This is a genomic window from Pantoea sp. EKM21T, from assembly GCF_011800405.1.
Taxonomy (GTDB): domain Bacteria; phylum Pseudomonadota; class Gammaproteobacteria; order Enterobacterales; family Enterobacteriaceae; genus Pantoea; species Pantoea agglomerans.
In genome coordinates this window covers 172,085-197,419 of record NZ_JAALFV010000004.1, presented here as the reverse complement: position 1 = coordinate 197,419, position 25,335 = coordinate 172,085, and the positions used below count along the sequence as shown (strand labels likewise).

The 25,335-nt window shown below is 55.4% G+C and carries 22 protein-coding genes; 18 read left to right on the top strand and 4 right to left on the bottom strand.

The window, feature by feature from the left end; translation table 11 throughout:
- Positions 1-51: 51 nt before the first annotated feature.
- Genes pmrB through eptA form a run of 3 tightly spaced genes read right to left on the bottom strand, consistent with a single transcriptional unit; the run spans position 52 to position 3,415 of the window.
- The gene (pmrB, locus tag HFD87_RS09775; protein ID WP_167423309.1) at positions 52-1,110 is read right to left on the bottom strand and encodes a two-component system sensor histidine kinase PmrB; all 1,059 of its coding nucleotides are present in this window, start codon (positions 1,108-1,110) and stop codon (positions 52-54) included.
- Complete coding sequence (gene pmrA / locus HFD87_RS09770; RefSeq protein ID WP_010670822.1) at positions 1,107-1,787, bottom strand: two-component system response regulator PmrA; 681 nt, start codon at positions 1,785-1,787, stop codon at positions 1,107-1,109. Before pmrA ends, pmrB begins: the two co-directional genes overlap by 4 nt.
- A complete protein-coding gene (gene eptA / locus HFD87_RS09765) occupies positions 1,787-3,415 on the bottom strand; it encodes a phosphoethanolamine transferase EptA (RefSeq protein WP_167423308.1) in 1,629 nt (542 codons plus the stop codon). Before eptA ends, pmrA begins: the two co-directional genes overlap by 1 nt.
- A 454-nt stretch (positions 3,416-3,869) precedes the next feature.
- Here eptA and otsB point away from each other — a divergent pair, with 454 nt between their 5' ends.
- The 18 genes from otsB to HFD87_RS09675 all read left to right on the top strand — a co-directional run bounded on the left by otsB (position 3,870) and on the right by HFD87_RS09675 (position 24,787).
- Entirely contained in the window at positions 3,870-4,658 is a 789-nt protein-coding gene (gene otsB / locus HFD87_RS09760) for a trehalose-phosphatase (protein WP_167423307.1), read from the top strand.
- Positions 4,655-6,091, top strand: coding sequence for an alpha,alpha-trehalose-phosphate synthase (otsA, locus tag HFD87_RS09755; protein WP_060680405.1), 1,437 nt, complete (start codon positions 4,655-4,657; stop codon positions 6,089-6,091). Before otsB ends, otsA begins: the two co-directional genes overlap by 4 nt.
- A gap of 1,018 nt (positions 6,092-7,109) precedes the next feature.
- Positions 7,110-7,463, top strand: a complete 354-nt coding sequence (gene flhD / locus HFD87_RS09750) for a flagellar transcriptional regulator FlhD (RefSeq protein WP_010258528.1) — start codon at positions 7,110-7,112, stop codon at positions 7,461-7,463.
- A complete protein-coding gene (flhC, locus tag HFD87_RS09745; RefSeq protein ID WP_010258532.1) occupies positions 7,460-8,038 on the top strand; it encodes a flagellar transcriptional regulator FlhC in 579 nt (192 codons plus the stop codon). Before flhD ends, flhC begins: the two co-directional genes overlap by 4 nt.
- Before the next feature lie 133 nt (positions 8,039-8,171).
- On the top strand, positions 8,172-9,059 hold the full coding sequence (gene motA, locus HFD87_RS09740) for a flagellar motor stator protein MotA (protein WP_003849139.1): 888 nt from the start codon (positions 8,172-8,174) through the stop codon (positions 9,057-9,059).
- Positions 9,056-9,997: a flagellar motor protein MotB gene (gene motB, locus HFD87_RS09735; RefSeq protein WP_010258536.1), complete on the top strand. Its 942-nt coding sequence runs from the start codon at positions 9,056-9,058 to the stop codon at positions 9,995-9,997. The genes motA and motB overlap by 4 nt, the downstream gene beginning before the upstream one ends.
- Before the next feature lie 11 nt (positions 9,998-10,008).
- Positions 10,009-11,991: a chemotaxis protein CheA gene (gene cheA, locus HFD87_RS09730; protein ID WP_181955681.1), complete on the top strand. Its 1,983-nt coding sequence runs from the start codon at positions 10,009-10,011 to the stop codon at positions 11,989-11,991.
- A gap of 23 nt (positions 11,992-12,014) precedes the next feature.
- The gene (gene cheW / locus HFD87_RS09725) at positions 12,015-12,512 is read left to right on the top strand and encodes a chemotaxis protein CheW (RefSeq protein ID WP_010258541.1); all 498 of its coding nucleotides are present in this window, start codon (positions 12,015-12,017) and stop codon (positions 12,510-12,512) included.
- 161 nt (positions 12,513-12,673) lie between these two features.
- Positions 12,674-14,347: a methyl-accepting chemotaxis protein gene (locus tag HFD87_RS09720; protein ID WP_167423305.1), complete on the top strand. Its 1,674-nt coding sequence runs from the start codon at positions 12,674-12,676 to the stop codon at positions 14,345-14,347.
- 194 nt (positions 14,348-14,541) lie between these two features.
- On the top strand, positions 14,542-16,104 hold the full coding sequence (locus HFD87_RS09715; protein WP_022625501.1) for a methyl-accepting chemotaxis protein: 1,563 nt from the start codon (positions 14,542-14,544) through the stop codon (positions 16,102-16,104).
- A gap of 106 nt (positions 16,105-16,210) precedes the next feature.
- Complete coding sequence (locus tag HFD87_RS09710; protein ID WP_167423304.1) at positions 16,211-17,887, top strand: methyl-accepting chemotaxis protein; 1,677 nt, start codon at positions 16,211-16,213, stop codon at positions 17,885-17,887.
- A gap of 80 nt (positions 17,888-17,967) precedes the next feature.
- Positions 17,968-18,840, top strand: coding sequence for a protein-glutamate O-methyltransferase CheR (gene cheR, locus HFD87_RS09705; RefSeq protein ID WP_010258551.1), 873 nt, complete (start codon positions 17,968-17,970; stop codon positions 18,838-18,840).
- A complete protein-coding gene (locus HFD87_RS09700; protein WP_010258555.1) occupies positions 18,840-19,889 on the top strand; it encodes a chemotaxis response regulator protein-glutamate methylesterase in 1,050 nt (349 codons plus the stop codon). Before cheR ends, HFD87_RS09700 begins: the two co-directional genes overlap by 1 nt.
- A 39-nt stretch (positions 19,890-19,928) precedes the next feature.
- Positions 19,929-20,318 (top strand): chemotaxis response regulator CheY, encoded by a 390-nt coding sequence (cheY, locus tag HFD87_RS09695; protein WP_010258559.1) that lies wholly within the window; start codon positions 19,929-19,931, stop codon positions 20,316-20,318.
- A gap of 9 nt (positions 20,319-20,327) precedes the next feature.
- On the top strand, positions 20,328-20,969 hold the full coding sequence (gene cheZ, locus HFD87_RS09690; protein WP_003849160.1) for a protein phosphatase CheZ: 642 nt from the start codon (positions 20,328-20,330) through the stop codon (positions 20,967-20,969).
- Between the two features lie 188 nt (positions 20,970-21,157).
- Entirely contained in the window at positions 21,158-22,309 is a 1,152-nt protein-coding gene (gene flhB, locus HFD87_RS09685) for a flagellar biosynthesis protein FlhB (RefSeq protein ID WP_010258565.1), read from the top strand.
- Positions 22,302-24,395 (top strand): flagellar biosynthesis protein FlhA, encoded by a 2,094-nt coding sequence (gene flhA / locus HFD87_RS09680; RefSeq protein WP_010258569.1) that lies wholly within the window; start codon positions 22,302-22,304, stop codon positions 24,393-24,395. The genes flhB and flhA overlap by 8 nt, the downstream gene beginning before the upstream one ends.
- Positions 24,395-24,787 carry a flagellar protein FlhE gene (locus HFD87_RS09675; RefSeq protein ID WP_010670816.1) on the top strand — a complete coding sequence of 131 codons (393 nt, stop codon included), beginning with the start codon at positions 24,395-24,397 and terminating at the stop codon, positions 24,785-24,787. The genes flhA and HFD87_RS09675 overlap by 1 nt, the downstream gene beginning before the upstream one ends.
- A 162-nt stretch (positions 24,788-24,949) precedes the next feature.
- Here the strand turns inward: HFD87_RS09675 and HFD87_RS09670 are convergent, their stop codons facing one another.
- Entirely contained in the window at positions 24,950-25,282 is a 333-nt protein-coding gene (locus HFD87_RS09670; protein ID WP_010258577.1) for a HigA family addiction module antitoxin, read from the bottom strand.
- Positions 25,283-25,335: the final 53 nt, after the last annotated feature.

Below are 25,335 nucleotides of genomic sequence, written 5' to 3'. Positions count from 1 at the left end.
GCTGATTGCCGCAGCCACGGTCGTTCTGTTCCTCTCCGCCTGGTTCAGCGCTTAAAACTTCACCACGGCACGACAACCGCTTCGGTCGCGGCGGTTCTCTAAGAAAAACTGAAACCGGTGTAACTGGACGATGCGGCTGACGATGCTCAGCCCGAGTCCGATACCGCCGTAGCGGCTGTCCATCCGGATAAACGCTTTACTCAGCTCGCCACTTTTACTCTCATCAATTCCCGGGCCCTGATCTTCCACCACCAGCATCGGCTGAGGAGCTAACACCAGCTGCACACTGATGGTGCTGTTATCCGGGCTGTAGCGATGGGCGTTTTCGACCAGGTTACGCAGCAACATCTTCAGCAGCGTGGCATCACCGCGCACAAACTGCTCCTGCGGCAGATCGAGCACCAGCGTCTGCTGATGCGCCTCCAGCATGATACTCAGCTCTGCCTCCATTGGCAGGATCACATCTTCAATCAGCCCCACGTTCTGATAGGTGCCAGAGGTAAAAGACTGTCCTGCGCGTGCCAGATTCAGCAGCTGCGACACACTGTGCGTCATCTGATCCAGGCGCTGCACCAGCGGCTGAACTTTGACATTGCTGTTACGTTCGATTAACTCCAGATGGAGCCGCAATCCCGCCAGCGGCGTGCGCAGCTCATGTGCCACGTCGGCGGTGAACAACCGTTCGCGCTCCAGACTGCTGTTCAGACGCGCGACCAGCTGGTTTATCGCCTGCGTCACCGCATCGATCTCCTGAACCTGACTGTGGCAGGCGACGGGATCAAGATTCTCTTCGCTGCGACTCTCCAGTTCGCGCTGCAGCTGATAAAGCGGCCGGGTAATCCACTTCACCGCCTGATAGCAGAGCAGCAGCGTCAGGGTAATCATCACCAGACTTGGCACCGCCAGGCTGGCTACCGCTTCATGCACTTCACGCTTAACATGACTGTCCATGTTGCGCTTCTGCAGCTGCGCTTCCACCAGAAACTGAATCTGCTCTTTGCTCTCATGCCATAGCCAGACCACGCTGATCACCTGGAAAACCAGCAGGATCAGACCGATGGTCAGGATGAGGCGAAAGCGCATACTGCGATGATCGAAACGTCTTATCATGTTGCCTCACGAACGCCATCCTGCGTCACCAGCGCATAGCCAAAACCGCGCACGGTGCGGATAGCGCTTTTGCCGATTTTGTCGCGCAGATTATGGATATGCACTTCCAGGGTATTAGTAGAAGGCTCGGTCTCCCAGTTATAGATATCCTGGTAGAGAATTTCACGGTGAACCGGATTCCCGGCCTTGAGCATCAGTCGTGACAGAATCGCAAACTCTTTGGGTGTCAGATCCAGCAGTACGTCGCTGAGCGTAATCTGGCGATGGGTCATATCCAGCGCCAGCGCACCCACTCTGACATGACTGTCGCCCTGATTGACGTGGCGGCGAATCAGGGCGCGGATACGCGCCAGCAACTCATCCAGCGAGAACGGTTTGATCAGATAGTCGTCCGCGCCTGCGTCGAGTCCGGCAATGCGTTCGCTGATGGTGTCGCGTGCGGTCAGGATCAGCACCGGCGTCATCTTCTTCTGCCGCCGCAGTCGTATCAGAAAATGCAGTCCATCTTCATCCGGCAGGCCAAGATCCAGCACCACCAGGCTATACAGGCCGCTGGCGAAATGCGCTTCAGCATCCCGCACCCGCGTAACGCCATCACAGACATAGCCTTCACCTTCCAGCGCCAGCATCAGACCCTGCAGCAGCAGGGCATCATCTTCAACAATCAGTATCTTCATTAAGGTTGGCTCCGACACGACGTCAAAATATCATCCGCAGGCACATATTCGTGGGTCGCGGTGCCGGTTAATCCCAGCATGGTTGAAAACAGATTATCCTGTGAAAAATCGTCTGTCGCCGCCAGTTTATTCAGACAGCCGCGATTAACCGCATAACGTTTCTGATAATCATCGGAAAGCCAGATCAGCAACGGCACATGTTTCTGGGTGTCCGGCGCAATAGCATAGGGCAGGCCATGCAGGTAAGCACCATTTTCACCCAGCGATTCGCCGTGGTCAGACAGATAGACCAGGCTGGTGGTAAAGCGGTCCTGATGTGCACGCAGTACGTTAATGGCTTTATCGACGATGTGATCCACATTGACCAGCGTGTTGTCATAGGTGTTGATCAACTGTTGTTGCGAACAGTCCTGGATCTGGTTGGTGTCGCAGGTCGGTTCAAACTGACGAAACTGTGGCGGATAGCGATGGCTGTAAGTCGGGCCATGACTGCCAATGGTGTGCAGCACAATCACTGCGTTGCCTTTTAACTGGCTGATGTAATCATCCAGACCGTGGAACAGCACGTCGTCGTAGCACTCACCATCAATACACATGCCGGGCAGGTTCAGGCTGGTCATGTCCTGATGCGGAACCCGATCGCAGGCACCTTTACAGCCTCCATCATTCTCATTCCACAACACGCTGATGCCGGCGCGCTGAATAACATCCAGCAATCCCTCCTGATGCGCGGCCAGCACATCATCATAGTGGGCGCGCGGCATGTTGGAGAACATGCAGGGCACGGAGACCGCCGTCGCCGTCCCGCACGAGGTGGTGTGCGGAAAATAGATCACATCATCTTTCGCCAGTAAGGGGTTGGTCAGACGACCGTAACCGCCCAGCGAGAAGTTTTGCGCGCGTGAGGTCTCTCCCAGCACCAGAATAGTCAGGTTAGGTTTGCCACTGCTGCGGCTGGGCTGCAGATGCGCATCTTCACCAATGCGTATCAGCGGCGCGTTCTGTAACTGCTCATGCTTATACCAGGAGAGCGTCGCCGCAATGCTGTTAGAGGGGCTAAGCGCCTTTACCAGTTCACGGTTGTTGCGGAACAGCGAGGCGTAATCTTTATAGAAGAGCAGGGCGACCAGCACAATCAGCGCTGCTGACAGCAGCACGCTGAGCAGTCGCGCCAGCACGCCACGCCACTGCTGCTTTTTAAGTCGCGGCCAGAACACCAGCAACGCCATCAGCACGCCTGAGCTGAGCAGGGTTACGAGTAGCTTTGGCGTAATCAGCGCAAAAGATTCCGAGGCAGTAGTATCCATCATGTTGGTGATCATCGAGCGATCAATCACGATGTTATAGGTATGAATAAAGAACTGTGCCGACGCGGAGAGCAGAATAAACAGCGCGGCCAGTAGCCGATCCAGCCAGATAAACGAGGCCAGTGTAATCACGATATTGATCACGCTAAAGGCGACCAGCGGCATCGATAAAAATACCAGGGTGGTGTGCAGGTCGTTCAGTGGCATCACCGCCAGCACCTGACGGTAATAGACAATGTTAAGGAAAACCGCGATATAAACCGCAGCCAGAATCAGCAACGTAAGGCGGCTAATCAGCGGCCTTTTCAGAGTAAACGCCATGTGAGCAGGAACCCGAGTAATAAAAGTGTCACGAGAATGCGCTTTCAATATTAGGAATACCTTAAGAAGCTTAAGGTTTGAGGAGTGCCGACTCTGCCGGGTGCGATACGTGTGCGACTCCAGTCAGCAGCGGATCGGGCCCGGCTTTATCATCGGAAGCGCAGCAGAATTGTGTGGCGCTTTTATGCTGACTTAACCGCAGCGGCTGGCATGAAACCTGCATCTTTCTGGCATAACCCCTGTTAATGACTACACTTACTGTGAAGATGTTCTCAGTTAGCCAGTATTGTCAGCAATGCGCTTGCAAGTTTGAGGAGAGTGACCTATCCCGTTACCGCGTTTTATCCCTCAATCACCGCTTTATCAGAATTTCCCGCTTGCTGACCTGACTGCGTCAGGACATTCTTGTTTTAACTCAATGTTTTATTAAAATTCGATTTTCAGGAGAAGTAACGTGACCCAAGCGGCAGACACCCATGCCAGGTACCCGACATTAAGCAGCGGGCAGTACGCCTTCTTTTTTGATGTCGACGGCACGCTGGCAGCGATTCAGTCCCGTCCCGAAGCGGTATTTATTCCTGAGCAGGTCATCGCGCAACTGCAGCAGCTCTCTGCACTCTCGCAGGGCGCGCTGGCGCTGGTCTCCGGCAGACCTATAGAACAACTTGATGCGCTGGCCGCTCCCTGGCACGGCCCGGCTGCGGGCGTACATGGTGCAGAGCGCCGTGATGCAGAGGGTAATCTGCAACGCATCAGCCTGCCGGTCGAGGTGGAGCAATCGCTCAGGGCGGAATTGCAGAATGCTATGGCATCCTGGCCTGGCACCCAGCTGGAGGTAAAAGGCATGGCTTTCGCTCTTCACTACCGCCAGGCGATGCAGCATGAGCAGGATGTGATGCGACTGGCTGAACAGTCAGTGAAACGTTTTCCCGGACTGGCGCTTCAGCCGGGGAAATGTGTGGTAGAGATTAAACCGGCAGGTATCGATAAAGGCGCCGCAATCAGCGACTTTATGCAGCAGCCCCCTTTTGCCGGACGTACGCCGGTCTTTATTGGCGACGATCTGACGGATGAGAAGGGCTTTCTGGCCGTGAACGCACGGCAGGGCGTCTCGATCAAAGTCGGAGAAGGTTCCACCCAGGCCCATTATCGGCTTCATGATGTCGATGCGGTTTACGGCTGGCTGGAAAGAACATTATTACTATCAGATCAAGACAACGTCGGTAAGGAGTTTAGGTTATGAGTCGTTTAGTGGTTGTATCTAACCGTGTCGCCATGCCCGATGGGTCAAAAACCAGCGCTGGCGGTTTGGCCGTCGGTATTCTCGATGCACTGAAAAGCACCGGTGGACTGTGGTTTGGCTGGAACGGTGAAATCAGCGAGTACACAGGCGAAGAGGTAGAAGAAGTCACGGTTCAGGAACATGAAGGTATTGAGTATGCCTCGTTCCCGCTGAGCCAGAACGATTACGATCTCTACTATTGCCAGTTCTCAAACACTGTCATCTGGCCCGCATTCCATTATCGCCTTGACCTGGTTCAGTTCCAGCGGGAAGCCTGGGAAGGGTATTGCGACGTTAACGATGCGGTGGCACAGCGTTTAAAACCGCTGATCAAGCCGGATGATATTGTCTGGATCCACGATTATCACTTTTTACCGTTTGCAGCCGCGCTGCGTCGGGCGGGCATTAATAACCGCATCGGCTTCTTCCTGCATATTCCGTTCCCGACGCCTGAAATATTTAATGCGCTGCCGCCGCACAAAGAGCTTCTGGAAATGCTGTGCGAATATGACCTGCTGGGTTTCCAGACCGAATCGGATCGGGTGGCCTTCCTCGACAGCGTCAGCCAGCTTACACAGTTGCAGAATAAGGGCGACAAAAAACATCGCGCCTTTGGCAACACCTTTATGACTGAGGTTTATCCTATCGGGATTGAGCCAGACAGTATTAAAGAGATGGCCGAAGGGCCGCTGCCACCAAAAATGGCCGCCATGAAGAAAGAGCTGGGCGATGCACGCAATATTATTGCCTGCGAACGTCTCGACTATTCCAAAGGTCTGCCTGAGCGTTTTCTTGCCTATGAAGCGCTGCTGGAGAACTTCCCGCAGCATCGCGGCAAAATTCGCTACTCGCAGATTGCACCGACCTCGCGCGGCGATGTGCAGGCGTATCAGGATATCCGTCATCAGCTGGAGACCGAAGCAGGGCGCATCAACGGTAAATACGGTACGCTGGGCTGGACCCCGCTCTACTACCTTAACCAGCATTTTGACCGTCGCCTGCTGATGAAAATCTTCCGTCTGACCGATGTCGGTCTGGTTACGCCGCTGCGTGACGGTATGAACCTGGTGGCGAAAGAGTACGTGGCTGCGCAGGACCCGGATGATCCCGGTGTACTGGTGCTGTCGCGCTTTGCGGGTGCGGCTAACGAGCTCACCTCCGCGCTGATTGTAAATCCGTATGACCGTGATGAAGTGGCAGCCGCGCTGGATAGGGCGATTACTATGCCGCGTACCGAAAGGATTTCACGCTACAACGACATGATGGCGGTATTGCGTAAAAATGATATTACCGCCTGGCGTGAAGGCTTCCTGAAAGACCTGGAGCGCATTGAACCGCGCAGCGTTGACCACAACACGGTTAACAAGGTCGCGACCTTCCCAAAACTCGCCTGATATCTGTTCTGACTCAGGTTATGAAAGCAGCGGCGCCTCTACGGCGTCGCTGTTTTTTTTCGGCCCAGGTCACAGAAAACTCGCCTGCTATCTGTTAATGACCGTTTGCTACGATTCTACGCTGATAACGTCAGTGGCTGCCCGGAGTGGCCCGATAAATGCAGGTAAGCCCGGAAATCCCCGTCCTGTCAGCCCCTGCCGCTTTCTTTACCTTCTTTACTCAAGTTTCTCTTCAGGCTGCCGATAGTGATAGTGCCAACGCATAACCCTTCGTTAATTCATTCGACTTTCTTATATAACCCCTTGTTACAGTGGGAATCAGAGTCTGTACACCCGGTCACCACTGTTAACGCCAGGTTGCCAGAAATCTGACCTGCTGCCGTATAAACCTTAACGATTTCATTACTCACCCTCTGCGATACTCCCCTTAAGTAACTAATTTAAAAGCAAATAACCGCACGTCGCAGCAGCATAATATGCTGATAACCTTTCTTTGGGTGGTTCTAAATAGGGTGTTAAAACGATTAACACCCGATATTCATTCCGGACTGCGCAAAGCGTCGAATAGCGATGCTTTTACCCCCTATTAAACCTTTCTCAGGACCAATTGGACTTAAAATCGGGCTTTTTTGCTCAAAAAATGACCAGTCGGTAAGTAATGGTAAAGGGTTGCTGAAGAAATTTGCGTTAAAAGTGTGATCTGCGTCACACTTTATCTAAAATTTCACATCACTGTCGTTGTATGTCGAAATCAGACGATATAGATTTGCGTTGTTTTCGGAATAGTCCTAAAAAATGTAAGAAGACGTCACGGAAGATGTCCAGAACTCGAAAATAAAATGGCATGGATTTTCGACCTTCGGTGGGTCTGAAACCCACACAAAAATGGAAGGCGAAAACGGTGACATTAACGTTACATAAAGTTTTTTTTGCCATCTTTTGATTTAACAAACAGCAGCTCGAACCGCAGATTTATTCTGCGATACAGTTACGTCGCATCTCTCAGGATGGAAAAATAATGGGCACCTCTGAAGTACTGAAACATATTTACGATCTCAACTTGTCTTATTTACTGCTTGCGCAGCGTTTAATTAACCAGGATAAAGCTTCTGCAATGTTTCGCCTCGGAATTGACGAGAAAATGGCGAATGCATTATCTGAATTAACATTGCCTGAGATGGTAAAAATGGCGGAAACCAATCAACTGGTTTGCCAGTTTCGTTTTACCGATAGCAGCACCATTAATCGCCTGACGCAGGAATCACGCGTGGATGATTTACAACAAATCCACACCGGCATTTTATTATCGAGCCGTTTACTGCGTAATGCGTCTAAAGATGATGCACCTGCTAAAAAGAGAGCAATGTCATGAGTGAGAAAAGTATTGTTCAGGAAGCACGTGATATTCATCTCGCGATGGAGCTCATTACATTAGGTGCCCGCTTGCAGATGCTTGAGAGCGAAACCCAGCTGAGCCGCGGTCGTCTCATCAAGCTCTATAAAGAATTACGTGGCAGTCCGCCACCGAAAGGTATGCTGCCGTTCTCTACGGACTGGTTTATGACGTGGGAGCAGAACATTCATGCTTCTATGTTCTGTAACGCCTGGAAGTTTTTGCTGAAAACCGGGTTGTGCAGCGGCGTCGATGCCGTGATTAAAGCTTACCGCCTGTATCTTGAACAGTGTCCTCAATCGGACGAGGGCCCGCTGTTGGCGCTGACTCGTGCCTGGACCCTGGTCCGATTCGTTGATAGCGGTATGCTGGAACTGGCAGATTGTAAAAGCTGCAACGGCAGCTTTATTAATCATGCGCATCAGCCGGTTGGCAGCTTTACCTGCAGCCTGTGCCAGCCACCATCACGGGCAGTAAAAAGACGTAAACTTTCTGCAGAACCTGCCGATATGTTTCCACAACTGCTGGATGAACAGGTTAAACACGCCGTTTAAGTTTGTTCGCACTGTGGAAGCCATCCAGCAGCGGTTAATACCGCTGCTTTTTTTTTGCTTGCGGTTCAGGAATAACATCTGCGGCTCTCTGGCTTAACTTCCACCAACACGTTACGGACGTAAGGATTTTTTTGTGCTGATAATTATAGGTTACCTGATTGTTTTAGGCTCCGTGTTGGGCGGATATGCGCTGGTAGGTGGCCATCTGGGCGCGCTTTATCAGCCAGCCGAATTATTAATGATCGGCGGTGCCGGTGCCGGTGCTTTTTTAGTCGGCAACAACGGTAAGTCGATTAAAAAAACGCTGAAGGCGCTGCCTAAGTTATTTCGCGGCTCCAAGTACAACAAAGCGGTTTACATGGATTTGATGGCGCTGCTTTATCGCCTGATGGCGAAGTCGCGTCAGCAGGGTATGTTATCGCTGGAACGCGATATTGAAGATCCCAGCCAGAGTGAAATTTTTGCTAATTATCCCCGCATTCTTGCCGATAAACAGTTAGTGGATTTTATTACTGACTATTTGCGCCTGATGGTGAGCGGCAACATGAACGCTTTTGAAATCGAAGCGTTGATGGATGAAGAGATTGAGACCTACGAACACGAGTGTGACGTACCAGCGCAAAGTATTGCTGCAGTAGGTGATGGTCTTCCGGCATTCGGTATCGTCGCCGCGGTAATGGGCGTGGTCCATGCACTGGCTTCGGCCGATCGTCCAGCCGCTGAACTCGGTGCGCTGGTCGCGCATGCGATGGTGGGCACCTTCCTGGGCATCCTGCTGGCCTACGGGTTTGTCTCTCCACTCTCGTCAGTGCTGCGTCAGAAGTGTGCGGAAACCACCAAGATGATGCAGTGCATTAAGGTGACATTGCTGTCGAGCCTGAATGGTTACGCGCCGCAGATTGCGGTGGAATTTGGTCGTAAGACGCTCTATTCCGCCGAGCGTCCGTCGTTCAGCGAACTGGAAGAGCACGTACGTAACGCCAAGAACCCGGCTAAACAGACTTCAGACGAGGCTTCATGAAACACGGCAATCGCCCAATTGTGCTGATCAAAAAGCGCAAACATAAAGGCCATGAAGGCAGCCACGGATCGTGGAAGATTGCCTACGCCGACTTTATGACGGCGATGATGGCCTTTTTTATGGTGATGTGGCTGCTCTCAATCGCCAACCCGCAGGAGCTGGTGCAGATAGCAGACTACTTCAAAACACCGCTGAAGGTAGCGATTACCGGCGGGGCGCGCAGCAGCGACAGCGAGAGCCCGATCCCCGGCGGCGGTGATGATCCGACCAAAAAGATTGGCGAAGTGAACAAAGTCGTCGATATGGACGCCCAGAAACGCAAGCTGGATGAGATTCGTCTTAACCGGCTGCGTGAAAAGCTCGACCAGCTGATTGAAGCGGATCCGCGTCTGAAAGCGCTGCGCCCGCATCTGATCATCAACATGGTGGAAGAGGGGCTGCGTATTCAGATTATCGACAGCCAGAATCGCCCGATGTTTAAGACCGGTCGGGCCGAGGTTGAGCCCTATATGCGCGATATTCTGCGTGCGATAGCGCCAGTCCTTAACGACATTCCGAACCGCATCAGCCTGGCCGGACATACCGATGATTTTCAGTATGCCAGCGGTGACAAAGGCTACAGCAACTGGGAACTGTCGACAGACCGTGCTAACGCCTCACGCCGTGAACTGGTGATGGGCGGCTTAGACAGCGGAAAAATTTTGCGGGTGTTGGGTATGGCCGACACCATGCGCCTGAAAAATCGTGGCGGTAATGACGCCGTTAACCGCCGCATCAGCCTGCTGGTGTTGAACCACGACACCGAAGCGGCAATAGAAAAAGAGAACGCAGAAAGTGATGCCGTCCAGATCAGCGATCCGGCGGCCATTGAACAGATTACCGCACCTGCAACACCAGGCGGCGCGGTGAATACAGCAGCCCCCTCACAGCCGAGGTGATTCCCGTGAGTATGGACATCAGCGATTTTTACCAGACGTTTTTTGATGAAGCCGATGAGCTATTAGCGGATATGGAACAACACCTGTTGGGCTTAGACCCGCAGGAGCCAGATTCGGAACAGCTTAACGCCATCTTCCGTGCCGCTCACTCCATTAAGGGTGGGGCCGGAACCTTTGGTTTTACGGTATTACAGGAAACGACTCATATCCTGGAAAACATTCTGGATGGTGCTCGTCGCGGCGAGATGCAGCTCAGCACCGACATCATCAACCTGTTTTTGGAAACCAAAGATATTATGCAGGAACAGCTCGATGCTTATAAAACCGCGCAGGAGCCTAACGCGGAGAGCTTCAAATATATCTGTGAAGCGCTGCGCCAGCTGGCGCTAGAGGCCAAAGGTCTGCCGGTTGATGTTCCGGCCAGTGTTGCCACTGCCAGCGCAGAACCGGCCAGCACCAGCGGCCTGCGTGTACAGCTGATCGATCTCAAAGAGAAAGAGGTCGATCTGATGCTGGAAGAGATGAGTAATCTCGGCACCCTGACCAACGTACAGAAAGGCAGCACCACGCTGGATGTCTGCATTGATGGCGTCGGTAAAGATGACATCGTGGCGGTGCTCTGCTTCGTCATCGACGAAGCACAGATCCGCTTCCCGGCAGCAGACGAAGCCGTTGCCGCGCCAGCTGCTGTTGCAACCGAGGCCGAACCGGTGGTGGAAGACGTTCACACTGCCACCGTCACCGAACTGCCGGTGGCCGCAGTGAAGCGTGAAAGTAAGCGCGTCGCGGCCCCTGCCAAATCGAGCGAATCCACCAGCATCCGTGTTGCGGTGGAGAAGGTCGATCAGCTGATCAACCTGGTGGGCGAACTGGTGATTACCCAGTCAATGCTCGCTCAGCGTTCCGGCGAACTCGATCCGGTCGCGCACGGTGACCTGCTGAACAGCATGGGTCAGCTGGAGCGTAACGCCCGCGATCTGCAGGAATCGGTGATGTCGATTCGTATGATGCCAATGGAATATGTCTTCAGCCGCTTCCCGCGTCTGGTGCGTGACCTGGCCAGCAAACTCGGCAAAGAGGTCGAACTGACGCTGCTGGGCAGCTCAACCGAACTCGATAAGAGCCTGATTGAGCGCATCATCGATCCATTAACGCACCTGGTGCGTAACAGCCTTGACCACGGTATCGAAACGCCAGAGAAACGTCTGGTGGCCGGTAAAGTGGCAACCGGTAACCTGACGCTTTCAGCGGAACATCAGGGCGGCAACATCTGCATTGAAGTGTCTGATGATGGTGCCGGTCTGAACCGTGAACGTATTCTGGCTAAAGCCCTCTCATCGGGCCTGCCGGTTCACGAGAACATGAGCGACGAAGAGGTCGGCATGCTGATCTTCGCACCGGGCTTCTCCACCGCAGAGCAGGTGACGGATGTTTCAGGACGCGGCGTCGGTATGGACGTGGTGAAACGAAATATTCAGGAGATGGGCGGTCACGTCGAAATCGCCTCGAAGCAGGGCAAAGGCACCACCATTCGTATCCTGCTGCCGCTGACCCTGGCCATCCTTGATGGGATGTCCGTTCGTGTGGCCGATGAAGTCTTTATTCTGCCGCTGAATGCGGTGATGGAGTCGCTGCAACCGCGCGCCGAAGAGCTGAAACCGCTGGCCGGTGGCGAGTGCGTGCTGGAAGTGCGTGGCGAATATCTGCCACTGGTCGAGCTGTGGAACGTCTTTGATGTGCAGGATGCCAAAACCGAGGCCACTCAGGGCATCGTGGTAATCCTGCAAAGCGCGGGCAAACGTTACGCGCTACTGGTCGATCAGCTGATTGGCCAGCATCAGGTGGTGGTGAAGAACCTGGAAAGTAACTATCGCAAAGTGCCGGGCATCTCTGCCGCCACCATTCTTGGCGATGGTAGCGTGGCGCTGATTGTTGATGTTTCAGCACTGCAATCACTTAACCGTGAAAAACGTGTGGCTGGCGCTGCCGCCTGATTGATAACGAAAGGGTAAATAACATGAATGGAATGGCAACCGTGACAAAAATCGCTGGCGAAACTGTGGGTCAGGAGTTTCTGGTCTTCACGCTGGGCGACGAAGAGTACGGCATCGATATCCTCAAAGTTCAGGAAATTCGCGGTTACGATCAGGTAACGCGTATCGCAAATACCCCTGAATTTATCCGCGGCGTCACTAACCTGCGCGGCGTTATCGTGCCGATTATCGATCTGCGCGTGAAGTTTGCGCAGCCTGATGTTGAGTACAATGAAAACACCGTGGTTATCGTGCTGAATCTGGAAAATCGCGTGGTCGGTATCGTGGTTGACGGCGTCTCTGATGTGCTGTCGCTGACCCAGGATCAGATCCGTCCTTCACCAGAGTTCGCTGTGACCATGTCCACCGAGTACCTGACCGGTCTGGGTGCGCTGGGCGATCGCATGCTGATTCTGGTCGACATTGAGAAGCTGCTGAGCAGCGACGAGATGGCGCTGGTGGATAACCTGCGTAGCGCGTAATTGAATCATCACGGGCCGGTTATGGCTGGCCCGTGATAGTTTCACAGAGCGATAATTCCTTTCTAATCATACAATAAAGCCGCATTGCACTCTAATTTCCCGCTGTCACCTGCCGATAATCCCTCAGTCACTTTAATTACCTACTTTCTTCAGGGTTACTCATGTTAACGAAAATCCGTGTTGTCACCAGCCTGTTACTGGTGTTGCTGGTGTTTGGGCTGTTACAGGCCTTCTCCGGTTCTGTTTTCTACTCCGCATTAAGCCACGACAAGCAAAGCTTCGCCGTGTCGCAGCTGGCGATGCAAAATACGCAGTCGCTCAACGACGCCTATATGAGTCTTAACCAGAGCCGGGTGCTGCTGACCCGTATTCAGCTGCGTTTCGCCACCAGTAAGCTGGAAGGCAAAACGGCCGATGTCGCCACGCTGTTTGACGACAGCAAAAACTTTCAGCAGGCGGCCGCCGGTTTTTTCAAAGTCTTTAAAGAGACACCCGATACGCCGGGACAGAATAGTGAGTTAAACAACCAGCTGGAGCAGCGCTACAGCGACTATGGCGCTGCGCTGGATCAGTTGCAGACGGCGCTACAGGCAAACGATCTGATTGCGGCCGGTAAAGCCCCGGTGGCGCCAAGTCAGAGTGCGTTTCTGACGCTTTACCGTGAATGGCGAGCCGATCAGAATCGCCTGACTACGCTTGGTGTTGAAGAGAACAGTTCTGCTTACAGCCGTATGATGTGGATCCTCTCCACCATCATGGCTGTCGTGGTCGCCGTGATCGTGCTCTGCTGGTTTGGACTGCGCAAAATCGTGATGACACCCCTCAACAGCAGCATTAATCACATCCAGCATATCGCCCAGGGCGATTTAACCCAGCCGATTGTGGTGGAAGGGCGCAACGAGATGACTCAGCTCGCGGCCAGTCTGCTTGACATGCAGCAGTCACTGGTGCGCACGGTGACCAATGTGCGTGACGGATCGGATGCGATTTTCACCGGTGCCAGCGAGATCTCTGCCGGAAACAATGATCTTTCTGCCCGCACAGAACAGCAGGCTGCGTCACTGGAGCAGACGGCGGCCAGCATGGAGCAGCTCACAGCCACGGTGAAACAGAACGCCGAAAATGCCCGCCAGGCGTCACAGCTGGCACTCAGCGCCTCAGAAACCGCAGAAAAAGGCGGCAACGTGGTGGCGGGTGTCGTGAAAACCATGAGCGAAATCGCTGGCAGCTCGAAGAAGATTGCCGATATCACCAGCGTGATTGATGGCATTGCTTTCCAGACCAATATTCTGGCGCTTAACGCCGCCGTTGAAGCGGCGCGTGCCGGAGAGCAGGGTCGCGGTTTTGCCGTGGTCGCGGGCGAGGTGCGTAATCTGGCGCAGCGCAGCGCCCAAGCGGCCAAAGAGATCAAAGGGTTGATCGATGACTCAGTAAACCGGGTCAATGTCGGTTCGCAACTGGTCGGCACCGCCGGGGAAACCATGAGCGATATCGTCAGTGCGGTTACGCGCGTCACCGACATCATGGGTGAAATCGCCTCGGCCTCGGACGAGCAGAGTCGCGGAATCGATCAGGTCGGGCAGGCGGTCACTGAGATGGATCGCGTTACCCAGCAGAACGCCTCGCTGGTGGAAGAGTCCGCTGCCGCAGCCGCCTCGCTGGAAGATCAGGCCAGCCGGTTAAGTCAGTCAGTGTCGGTCTTCAAAATTAAACGCGGCGCGTTGCAGCAGACGCTGACAAAGCATCTGCCGATTGCCGCACCCGCTACGGCGGCGCTGGCACCACGCAAAGCCCTGACGGCGCCGGTCAGTGATACTCACTGGGAAACCTTCTGATGTCACGCTGCGCATCCTGCGGGATGCGCAGCAACCCCTCGCGATTCCTCTGCGTAAAGCCAAACTCAGCAGCTCATGCTGATAAAAATAATTACAAAAGCCACTTCTCTCCTGAAAGCGCTGAATAGCGTTAATTAATCCTGTTACATCGCCGATATAGCCGCTGCACCTAAATTAACCTGCAGGGGAACAAGATGTTAAAAAAAATAAAAGTGGTGACCAGTTTAATCGCAGTCCTGGTCATCTTTGGCGCGCTCCAGCTAGTCGCTGGCAGCCTTTTCTGGTCAGCCCTCAATAAAGACAAAGAGTCCTTTGCGCTGTCTCAGGTCTCTAATCGCAATGTCACCGAGATGACTGACGCCTATATTTCACTGAACAACAGCCGTACCACGCTGAACCGCGGCATGCTGCGCTTACAGACCAGCATGGCCTCGCAGATGAACGGCGGTCAGCTTGATGAGCTGATCAACAAAGCCAATACCCAGTTAGCGGAAGCCGATCGCCACTTTAAAATCTATTACCATCTGCCAACCACGTCGGGTCTTGACGAAACCATGGGCGACACGCTTGAAGCCGATTACGCTAACTACGAAAACGGCCTGAAGGCGATGGTAAAAAGTCTGCAGGCGCGTGACCTGGAAGGGATGTTTAAACAGAACATTGAGCAGAAACAGGTCGCGATGCAGGAGAGCTACAACAAATGGCGTGCGCGTCAGACTGAGCTTTCCGATCAGGGAATGGCGCAGAACCAGAAAGCCTTTAAACAGATGATGTGGCTGCTGGCCGCGATTGGTGTTGCGGTGCTTGCGGTGATTATTACCTGCTGGTTTGGCCTGCGTCAGGTGCTGATTCAGCCGCTGCAACAGCTGCTGGCACAGATTCGCGCTATTGCCTCCGGCGATTTGACCCAGCCGATTGTGGTTGAGGGGCGTAATGAGATGAGCCAGCTGGCAGCAGGCATCCATGAGATGCAGCAGTCGCTGGTGATGACGGTGGGGAATGTGCGTGACGGCTCTGATGCCATCTTTACCGGTGCCAGCGAAATCGCCGCCGGTAACAACGACCTGTCGGCCCGCACCGAAGAGCAGGCCGCTTCGCTGGAGCAGACCGCCGCCAGCATGGAGCAGCTCACTGCCACGGTGAAGCAGAATGCTGACAACGCCCGTCAGGCATCCCAGCTGGCGCTGACCGCCTCCGAAACCGCGCAGCAGGGCGGTAAAGTGGTGAATGGCGTGGTCACAACCATGAAAGAGATCGCCGGCAGCTCGAAGAAAATCGCGGACATTATCAGCGTGATCGACGGCATCGCCTTCCAGACTAATATCCTGGCGCTGAATGCGGCGGTTGAAGCGGCACGTGCCGGTGAACAGGGTCGCGGTTTTGCGGTGGTGGCCGGTGAAGTGCGCAGTCTGGCCCAGCGCAGCGCTCAGGCCGCCAAAGAGATTAAAGGCCTGATTGAAGACTCGGTGTCACGCGTCAACAGCGGTTCACTGCAGGTTGAAAGCGCCGGCAGCACCATGAATGAGATTGTGGGTGCCGTGACCCGCGTTACCGACATCATGGGTGAGATCGCCTCGGCTTCCGATGAGCAGAGCCGCGGTATCGAGCAGGTCGGTCTGGCCGTTACCGAAATGGATCGCGTGACCCAGCAGAACGCCTCGCTGGTTGAGGAATCTGCCGCCGCTGCGGCCGCACTGGAGCAGCAGGCCAGCGTCCTGACCCAGGCCGTCTCCGTTTTCAAAATTTCCCGCGCCTGATTTTTTCCTCTTTCAACATGGCGGCGGCGTAAAGCCGTCGCCATGCATAAAGTTCCCCCCGTCTCCGCCGATAAATACACACGAATCGCCAACCAATGAGGTGTTTATGTTTAGTCGAGTACGAGTCGTCTCCGGCCTGCTGTGTGTGCTGGCGCTGTTTGCGCTACTGCAGCTGTTTTCCGGCGGAATGTTTTTCAAAACTGTCAGTTCAGATAAAGAGAATTTTGCCTACAACCAACGCCTGAATACTTTGCAACAGGCGATGGGCACCTCATGGGTTTCGCTGGTTCAGGCGCGCAACACCCTTAACCGCGCCGGTATCCGTTTTCTGCAGGATGCACAGATGTCGGGCTCGGGTGCCAGCGTGAAAGAGCTGGTCGCCCTGGCGGGCGAGGAGCTGAAGCAGGCTGAAGTCAGCTATCAGATATTCAACGATAACCTGTCAGAAGAAGGCAAAACGGCCGAAAACGTCCGGGCGTTACAGGCGAACTACAACGCCTATCACGATGCGCTGGCGGAGCTGATGGTCTTCTTCACCGCCGGCAATTTCAAAGGTTTTGTAGATCAGCCGACCCAGAGCTACCAGGACAAGTTCCAGAAAGATTACAGCGAGTGGCTTGAGCACAATAAAGCGCTGTCTCAGCAGGGTGTGGAAGCCAACCAGCACGCGTATACCCGCTCCATCACTATCGTTATCGCCACGCTGGCAGTGACCTTGCTGATGATTATCCTGGTGTGGAACGTGATGCGCTCGGTGCTGATCCGTCCGCTGCGTCAGAGCATTGAGCATATCCAGCACATCGCACGGGGCGATCTGACCCAGCCGGTTGAGATTAGCGTGCGTAACGAAATCGGGGAGTTACTCACTTCGCTGCAGCACATGCAGCAGGAGCTGGTCCGTACCGTGCGAACCGTTCGAGACGGCTCTGATGCCATCTATACCGGTGCGAGCGAAATCTCCATCGGCAATAACGATCTCTCTTCGCGTACCGAACAGCAGGCCGCTTCGCTGGAGCAGACCGCTGCCAGCATGGAGCAGCTCACCGCGACCGTGAAGCAGAATGCCGAAAACGCCCGTCAGGCGTCCAAGCTGGCGCTGACCGCCTCTGAAACCGCGCAGCAGGGCGGCAAAGTGGTGGATGGCGTGGTCACCACCATGAAAGAAATTGCCGGCAGTTCCAAAAAGATTGCCGATATCACCAGTGTGATTGATGGCATCGCCTTCCAGACCAACATCCTGGCGCTGAATGCGGCCGTTGAAGCGGCGCGTGCCGGTGAACAGGGTCGCGGTTTTGCGGTCGTTGCCGGTGAAGTGCGCAGCCTGGCGCAGCGCAGCGCCCAGGCCGCCAAAGAGATTAAAGGTCTGATTGAAGATTCGGTTAGCCGCGTTAATACCGGCTCGGTGCTGGTAGAGAGCGCCGGTGACACCATGAGCAACATCGTCAGCGCGGTCACCCGCGTCACCGACATCATGGGTGAGATCGCATCAGCGTCAGACGAGCAGAGCCGTGGCATTGACCAGGTGGGCCTTGCCGTGACCGAGATGGATCGCGTCACCCAGCAGAACGCCTCACTGGTCGAAGAGTCAGCGGCAGCGGCTGCAGCGCTCGAAGATCAGGCAAGTCACTTAAAACAAGCGGTATCAGTGTTCAATATTGGTAAAGAATTTGTCGCTCAGGCCGTTAACAAGACAACGGCGATGAAAACTCTCCAGTCAGATGCACCGTTAGCCGTTGGTCGTTCGCCTGCTACCCGCAGCGACGACAACTGGGAAACCTTTTAAACGCCCGTGGCCCGGCCGCTATTGAGCCGCCGGGCATCGCAGCAGACAAATAATGTATTGAGTTCGGGCCAGGTGCAGAGATGAAAAAATCGACAATTTTAGATCAAAATGAGACGACAACGCTGCTGTCGCAAATGGTGCAGCGTTTACCGCTCTCCGATACGCATTTTCGTCGTATCAGCCAGCTGATCTATCAGCGTGCCGGTATCGTACTGGCCGATCACAAGCGTGAGATGGTTTACAACCGTCTGGTTCGTCGCCTGCGTACGCTGAATATCGATGATTTCGGTCGCTACCTGGCGCTGCTGGAGTCCGATCCGAACAGTGCCGAGTGGCAGGCGTTTATCAATGCCCTGACCACTAACCTGACCGCGTTCTTCCGCGAAGCGCATCACTTCCCGATTCTGGCGGAGCATGCACGTAAGCGACAGGGCAACTTCAGCGTCTGGAGTACCGCAGCGTCAACCGGCGAAGAGCCTTACTCCATCGCCATGACGCTGGCGGAAGCGCTGGGCACCGGACCGGGCAAGTTCCAGGTTCATGCCAGCGATATCGACACCCAGGTGCTGGAAAAAGCGGTGGCGGGTGTTTATCGCCAGGAGGAGCTGCGCACGCTGTCACCCGCGCAAATGCAGCGCTACTTCCTGCGCGGCACCGGTCCTCATGCCGGTATGGTGCGTGCGCGTCCCGAGCTGACCAATATGGTCACTTACGCGCAGCTTAACCTGCTGGCCAATGACTGGGCGCTGCCGGGTCAGTTCGACGCTATTTTCTGTCGCAACGTGATGATCTATTTCGATAAAGAGACGCAGGAGAAGATTCTGCGTCGGTTTGTCCCGCTCCTGAAGCCGGGTGGCATTCTGTTCGCCGGGCACTCAGAAAACTTCAGTCAGATCAGTAAAGAGTTCTGGCTGCGCGGGCAAACCGTCTATGGACTGACGAAGGAAAGATGATGAGCAAAATCACCGTGATGTGCGTAGATGACTCTGCGCTGATGCGGCAGTTGATGACTGAAATCATCAACAGCCATCCGGATATGGAGATGGTCGCTACGGCGCCCGATCCGCTGGTCGCCCGCGATTTGATTAAGCAGTTCAATCCGCAGGTGCTGACGCTGGATGTGGAAATGCCGCGCATGGATGGCCTCGATTTCCTGGAAAAACTGATGCGGTTACGGCCAATGCCGGTGGTGATGGTTTCATCGCTGACCGGGAAAGGCTCTGAAATTACCCTGCGCGCGCTGGAGCTGGGAGCGGTGGATTTCGTCACCAAGCCACAGCTCGGTATCCGCGAAGGGATGCTGTCTTACAGTCAGATGATTGGCGACAAAATTCGTGCAGCCTCCCGTGCCCGACTGCACAACCGTGCAGCGATGCCGGTGCCGGCGACGCTGAAAGCGGGCCCGCTGCTGAGTAGTGAGAAGCTGATTGCGATTGGCTCCTCAACCGGGGGTACCGAGGCGATTCGCCATGTGCTGCAGCCGTTACCGGCGACCAGCCCGGCACTGCTGATTACCCAGCATATGCCGCCAGGCTTTACCCGCTCTTTCGCCGAGCGTCTGAACAAGTTGTGTCAGATCACGGTAAAAGAAGCTGAAGATGGTGAGCGTATTCTGCCAGGCCATGCCTACATCGCGCCAGGCGCAATGCACATGGAGCTGGCCCGAAGTGGCGCCAACTATGTGGTGAAACTGAATGAAGGGCCACCGGTTAACCGGCACAAACCCTCTGTGGATGTGCTGTTTAAATCGGTGGCAACTTACGCCGGACGAAATGCGGTGGGGGTCATCCTCACCGGCATGGGCAACGACGGTGCCGCCGGGATGCTGGAAATGCATCGGGCAGGCGCCTGGACTATCGCCCAGAACGAAGCCAGCTGTGTGGTATTTGGCATGCCGCGTGAGGCCATTGCCACAGGCGGCGTGAGCGAAGTCGTGGATTTAAGCAACATCAGCCAGCACATGCTGGCGAAAATTAGCGCCGGACAGGCATTGCGTATTTAACAGGCCCGTCCCGCCGGGCGAGACAACTCAGGAGTAGATATGGCTGATAAAAACATGCGCTTTTTGGTAGTAGACGACTTCAATACGATGCGTCGTATTGTGCGTAACCTGCTGAAAGAGCTGGGCTTCAATAACGTAGAAGAAGCGGAAGATGGTGTGGATGCCCTCGGCAAACTGAAAGCGGGTGGTTTCGACTTCGTGATTTCCGACTGGAACATGCCAAACATGGATGGCCTGCAGCTGCTGCAGACCATTCGTGCCGACGCGGCAATGAGTTCGCTGCCGGTGTTGATGGTGACCGCGGAAGCGAAGAAAGAGAACATTATCGCCGCCGCCCAGGCCGGTGCCAGCGGATATGTCGTGAAGCCATTCACTGCGGCAACCCTGGAAGAAAAGCTGGGTAAAATTTTCGAAAAACTGGGCATGTAAGGGGATGTGATGAGCGACTTTCCGAAACCAACTGAGGATGCCGCGGCACACGACATCATTTCACGTATTGGCTCTCTGACGCGCATGCTGCGCGACAGCCTGCGCGAGCTGGGGCTGGATAAAGCCATAGCCGATGCGGCTGAAGCCATTCCTGATGCCCGCGACCGTCTGGATTATGTTGTGCAGATGACGGCGCAGGCCGCCGACCGTGCGTTGAACTGTGTTGAAGCAGCACAACCCCATCAGGATAAGATGGAAGCCGGGGCAACCCAGCTGAAAGGGCGTTGGGATGAGTGGTTTGAGAACCCGATTGAACTGGGTGATGCGCGGGAGTTGGTGACGGATACGCGCGCATTCCTCACCGCCGTGCCAGAGCATACCGCCTTTACCAACAAGCAGCTGCTTGAAATCATGATGGCGCAGGATTTCCAGGACCTGACCGGTCAGGTGATCAAGCGCATGATGGATGTGATCCAGGAAATTGAGCGCCAGCTGTTAATGGTGCTGCTGGAGAATATGCCAGAAGTCAGCGCTGAGAAGCGTCAGGAAGGCACCAGCCTGCTGAACGGGCCGCAGATTCACGCCGATGCACCGGGCGTGGTGGCGAACCAGGATCAGGTTGATGACCTGCTGGACAGCTTAGGGTTCTAGGTTTCGTCCGCCTGCGGGCGGGCAAAACAGCTGCAGGTTATAATAAACAGGGTCACCTTCGGGTGGCCCCGTTCCGCATTGTCAGACCCATCCCCGAAAGAACGCCTGTTTTCTTCATCTTATCTCCGCTTTAACTTAAGCCAGATTTGGCATCCTATGCTCAGAATTCCTGCCAACCGAGGTTTGTCGTGGCTGAAGATAGCGACGAAGACAAAACAGAATCGCCCACGGCCCACCGACTTGAGAAAGCGCGTGAAGAGGGCCAGATTCCGCGTTCGCGCGAACTCACATCCGTACTGATGCTGCTGGCCGGCATCATGATCCTGTGGATGGGCGGCAACATGATGGCGCACCGGCTGGCGGCGATGGTCGCCACCGGACTCCGTTTTGATCACGGCATGGTCAGAGATGACAAAATTATCGTCAGCCACATCGGCAGCCTGATCACGCAGGCACTGATGGCGCTGCTGCCATTGATGGGCGGTCTGGTGCTGGTGGCAATCGCCGCGCCCATGCTGCTGGGCGGTATCGTTTTCAGCGGTAAATCGATCAAGTTCGACCTGAAGAAGATGAGCCCGATGGCTGGGTTCAAGCGAATGTTTGCGGCGCAGGCCTGGACCGAACTGTTTAAAGGCATCCTCAAGACTATTCTGGTTGGCTCGGTGGGCTGGTGGTACATCTGGAGCCACTGGCCCGAGATGCTGCGGTTGATCAGCGAAGCGCCCGTCACCGCGCTGATTCACGGCATGGAGATGATCGCAGTCTGCTGTTCGCTGGTGATGCTGGGGCTGATCCCGATGGTCGGATATGACGTCTTCTGGCAGCTGCACAGCCACTTTAAAAAGCTGAAGATGTCGATGCAGGAGATCCGCGACGAGCATAAGCAGCAGGAAGGTGACCCGCACGTTAAAGGGCGCATCCGCCAGCAGATGCGCGCCGCAGCGCGACGCCGAATGATGGCGGATGTGCCGAAAGCCGATGTCATCGTCACCAACCCGACGCACTACTCGGTGGCACTGCAGTACAACGAGAAGAAGATGAGTGCGCCGAAAGTGGTGGCGAAAGGCGCAGGTGAGATCGCCCTGAGAATTCGTGAACTGGCTGCCGAACACCGCATCCCGGTTCTGGAAGCACCGCCGCTGGCGCGTGCGTTATACCGACATACTGAAATTGGTCAGCACATTCCCGGCGCGCTCTATGCCGCCGTGGCCGAGGTGCTGGCGTGGGTCTGGCAGTCGCGTCGCTGGAAGCGAGAAGGCGGCCTGATCCCAACCAAACCAAAAAACCTGCCGGTTCCGGCAGAGATGGACTTTGCAGGAGAGAGCAAAAACGATGGCTAATAACCTGGCCGCAAAACTACGTTTACCGGGCAACTTTAAAGATATGCAGTGGCAGGTGCTGGCCGGGCCAGTACTGATCCTGATGATCCTGTCGATGATGGTTCTGCCATTACCGCCGTTCATCCTCGATCTGCTGTTCACCTTTAACATTGCGCTGTCGATCATGATCCTGCTGGTGGCGATGTTCACCCAGCGGACCCTGGAGTTTGCGGCGTTCCCGACCATTCTGCTGTTCTCTACCTTGCTGCGTCTGGCGCTGAACGTGGCTTCAACCCGTATCATCCTGATGGAAGGGCATACGGGTGCCGCCGCGGCAGGACAGGTGGTTGAAGCGTTCGGCCACTTCCTGGTGGGCGGTAACTTCGCCATCGGTATCGTGGTGTTTATCATCCTCGTCATCATCAACTTTATGGTTATCACCAAAGGTGCTGGCCGTATCGCCGAAGTGGGCGCGCGCTTTGTGCTGGACGGGATGCCCGGTAAGCAGATGGCGATCGATGCCGACCTCAACGCCGGTCTGATCGGTGAAGATGACGCCAAACGCCGCCGTGCCGAAGTGACCCAGGAAGCGGACTTCTACGGTTCGATGGACGGTGCCAGTAAGTTCGTTCGTGGTGATGCCGTCGCCGGTATTATGATCATGGTGATCAACGTCATCGGCGGCCTGCTGGTGGGCGTGGTGCAGCACGGTATGGATGTGGGTCATGCCGCAGAGACCTATACGCTGCTGACCATCGGTGATGGTCTGGTCGCGCAGATCCCGGCGCTGGTTATCTCTACCGCAGCCGGTGTTATCGTGACGCGCGTTGCCACCGATCAGGATGTCGGCGAACAGATGGTCACCCAGCTGTTCAAAGATCCGCGCGTGCTGATGCTGAGCGCCGGCGTGATTGGTCTGCTCGGTCTGGTGCCGGGCATGCCGAACTTCGTCTTCCTGCTGTTCACCGCCGCCTTACTGGGTCTGGCCTGGTGGCTGCGCGGCCGCGAAATGCAGCCGAAGAAGAAAGTGGAAGTCACGGGCGGCATCGCCAAAACGGCGGATACGCCAGCCGCCACCGAAGCGTCGTGGACCGATGTGCAGCTGGAAGATACACTGGGCATGGAAGTGGGCTATCGCCTGATTCCGATGGTCGATCATCAGCAAAACGGTGAGCTGCTGGGACGTATCCGCAGTATCCGTAAGAAAGTCGCTCAGGATGTCGGTTTCCTGCCGCCGGTAGTGCATATCCGCGACAACATGGAGCTGCCACCGGCACGCTATCGCATCCTGATGAAAGGGGTGGAGATTGGCAGCGGTGATGCCTATCCTGGCCGCTGGATGGCGATTAACCCGGGCACGGCTGCCGGAAGTCTGCCAGGCGAAGCGACCGTTGATCCCGCCTTTGGACTGGCGGCGGTCTGGATTGATAGCGCGCTGAAAGAGCAGGCACAGATTCAGGGCTTTACCGTAGTTGAAGCCAGTACCGTGGTGGCAACCCACCTTAACCATCTGATTGGCCAGTTCGCCAGCGAGCTGTTTGGCCGTCAGGAAGCACAGCAGCTGCTGGATCGTGTGACTCAGGAGATGCCGAAGCTGACCGAAGATCTGGTGCCGGGTGTGATCTCGCTGACCACCCTGCACAAGGTGCTGCAGAACCTGCTGGTGGAGCGGGTGTCGATTCGCGATATGCGCACCATTATCGAAACGCTGGCGGAACACGCGCCGGTGCAGAGCGATCCGCAGGAGCTGACCAGCGTGGTGCGTGTGGCGCTGGGCCGTGCGATTACTCAGCAGTGGTTCCCGGGTAATGACGAAGTGCAGGTTATCGGGCTCGATTCCACGCTGGAGCGTCTGCTGTTACAGGCGTTGCAGGGCGGTGGCGGACTGGAGCCGGGTCTGGCCGATCGGCTGTTAAGTCAGGCACAGGCGGCATTGCAGCGTCAGGAGATGCTGGGTGCGCCGCCGGTGCTGCTGGTCAATCATCCGCTGCGTGCGCTGCTGGCGCGCTTCCTGCGCCGCAATCTGCCACAGCTGGTGGTGCTCTCTAATCTGGAGCTGAGCGACAACCGTCAGATCCGTATGACTGCCACCATCGGAGGTAAATAATGCGCTGGCTGGTGATGGCATTCGTGATGCTGCCACTGATGGCGCAGGCGGCCGGTGGTGCCTGGAGTGCCACGGCCAATGGGCCGCTGCTGGCGAACCGCGGCAGCTGGCAACGGGCGCAGCCGCTGACGCCGCCCGCCGACATTGGCGGGGAGGTCAGCGTTATTAACTGGCGTTATCAGCTGAGCAGACCGGCCCCGTCCGGCCTGCAGGTGCGCTTGTGCGGCGAACAGCGCTGCACTTCCCTGGAGGGGGCAAGCGGCACCACGCGCGGGCTGGCACATCTGAGCGCCAGTGAGACCCTGCATATGGTGTTTGGTTTCGCCGGAAGCGGGGCGCTGCCACCCGGATTACGGGTGGTGAGCAGTGAAGTGATGGTCAATTACGAGTAAGGATATCGTTGCTGAATTGACTGAAGGCGAGCCAGAGATCGCCTCCTGGCTCCCTTGTTACGTGATGACCCTGGCTGTAAACCGATGCTAACCCTGACCCAGCGGCTGACAGATAATTGACCCGTTTCAAATCCCGTCATGACCAGTGCGTTATAAAGCTTTTCACGCCAGCTGATTCTCTTTCTGCACCAGAAAATCCTTCAACGGTGTTACGCGACTGATCTCCTCCTGTGCCCTGGCATCATGCATCACTTCCCAGATATCGACACTGTTTTGCAGATTAAGCCAGAACTCAACGCTGGTTTCGAAGGCTGCAGCCAGCCTGAAAGCCATATCCGGCGTCAGCTTCCGGTTATTGTTGACCAGGGCGCTGACGGTGTTGCGGTGCACTTTTAGCATCTCCGCTAAGTCGAGAATCTTCAGGCCGGTTGGCTCCAGATATTCGTAAAGTAATACGTCACCGACAGTGGTCGGTTTGCGGGTCGCCTGGTTCATAGTCTTGCTCTCTTTATTACTGACAGAGGTTGATGTGTTACATGCTGTCTTAC

Bases quoted from the DNA above. Each gene is read 5' to 3' on its own strand.
- cheY (WP_010258559.1), top strand. From the start codon at position 19,929: ATGGCTGATAAAAACATGCGCTTTTTGGTAGTAGACGACTTCAATACG.
- eptA (WP_167423308.1), bottom strand. From the start codon at position 3,415: ATGGCGTTTACTCTGAAAAGGCCGCTGATTAGCCGCCTTACGTTGCTG.
- HFD87_RS09710 (WP_167423304.1), top strand. From the start codon at position 16,211: ATGTTTAGTCGAGTACGAGTCGTCTCCGGCCTGCTGTGTGTGCTGGCG.
- flhC (WP_010258532.1), top strand. From the start codon at position 7,460: ATGAGTGAGAAAAGTATTGTTCAGGAAGCACGTGATATTCATCTCGCG.
- pmrB (WP_167423309.1), bottom strand. From the start codon at position 1,110: ATGATAAGACGTTTCGATCATCGCAGTATGCGCTTTCGCCTCATCCTG.
- HFD87_RS09720 (WP_167423305.1), top strand. From the start codon at position 12,674: ATGTTAACGAAAATCCGTGTTGTCACCAGCCTGTTACTGGTGTTGCTG.
- HFD87_RS09715 (WP_022625501.1), top strand. From the start codon at position 14,542: ATGTTAAAAAAAATAAAAGTGGTGACCAGTTTAATCGCAGTCCTGGTC.
- cheW (WP_010258541.1), top strand. From the start codon at position 12,015: ATGAATGGAATGGCAACCGTGACAAAAATCGCTGGCGAAACTGTGGGT.
- HFD87_RS09670 (WP_010258577.1), bottom strand. From the start codon at position 25,282: ATGAACCAGGCGACCCGCAAACCGACCACTGTCGGTGACGTATTACTT.
- HFD87_RS09700 (WP_010258555.1), top strand. From the start codon at position 18,840: ATGAGCAAAATCACCGTGATGTGCGTAGATGACTCTGCGCTGATGCGG.
- cheA (WP_181955681.1), top strand. From the start codon at position 10,009: ATGGACATCAGCGATTTTTACCAGACGTTTTTTGATGAAGCCGATGAG.
- HFD87_RS09675 (WP_010670816.1), top strand. From the start codon at position 24,395: ATGCGCTGGCTGGTGATGGCATTCGTGATGCTGCCACTGATGGCGCAG.
- flhD (WP_010258528.1), top strand. From the start codon at position 7,110: ATGGGCACCTCTGAAGTACTGAAACATATTTACGATCTCAACTTGTCT.
- otsA (WP_060680405.1), top strand. From the start codon at position 4,655: ATGAGTCGTTTAGTGGTTGTATCTAACCGTGTCGCCATGCCCGATGGG.
- flhA (WP_010258569.1), top strand. From the start codon at position 22,302: ATGGCTAATAACCTGGCCGCAAAACTACGTTTACCGGGCAACTTTAAA.
- pmrA (WP_010670822.1), bottom strand. From the start codon at position 1,787: ATGAAGATACTGATTGTTGAAGATGATGCCCTGCTGCTGCAGGGTCTG.
- cheZ (WP_003849160.1), top strand. From the start codon at position 20,328: ATGAGCGACTTTCCGAAACCAACTGAGGATGCCGCGGCACACGACATC.
- cheR (WP_010258551.1), top strand. From the start codon at position 17,968: ATGAAAAAATCGACAATTTTAGATCAAAATGAGACGACAACGCTGCTG.
- motB (WP_010258536.1), top strand. From the start codon at position 9,056: ATGAAACACGGCAATCGCCCAATTGTGCTGATCAAAAAGCGCAAACAT.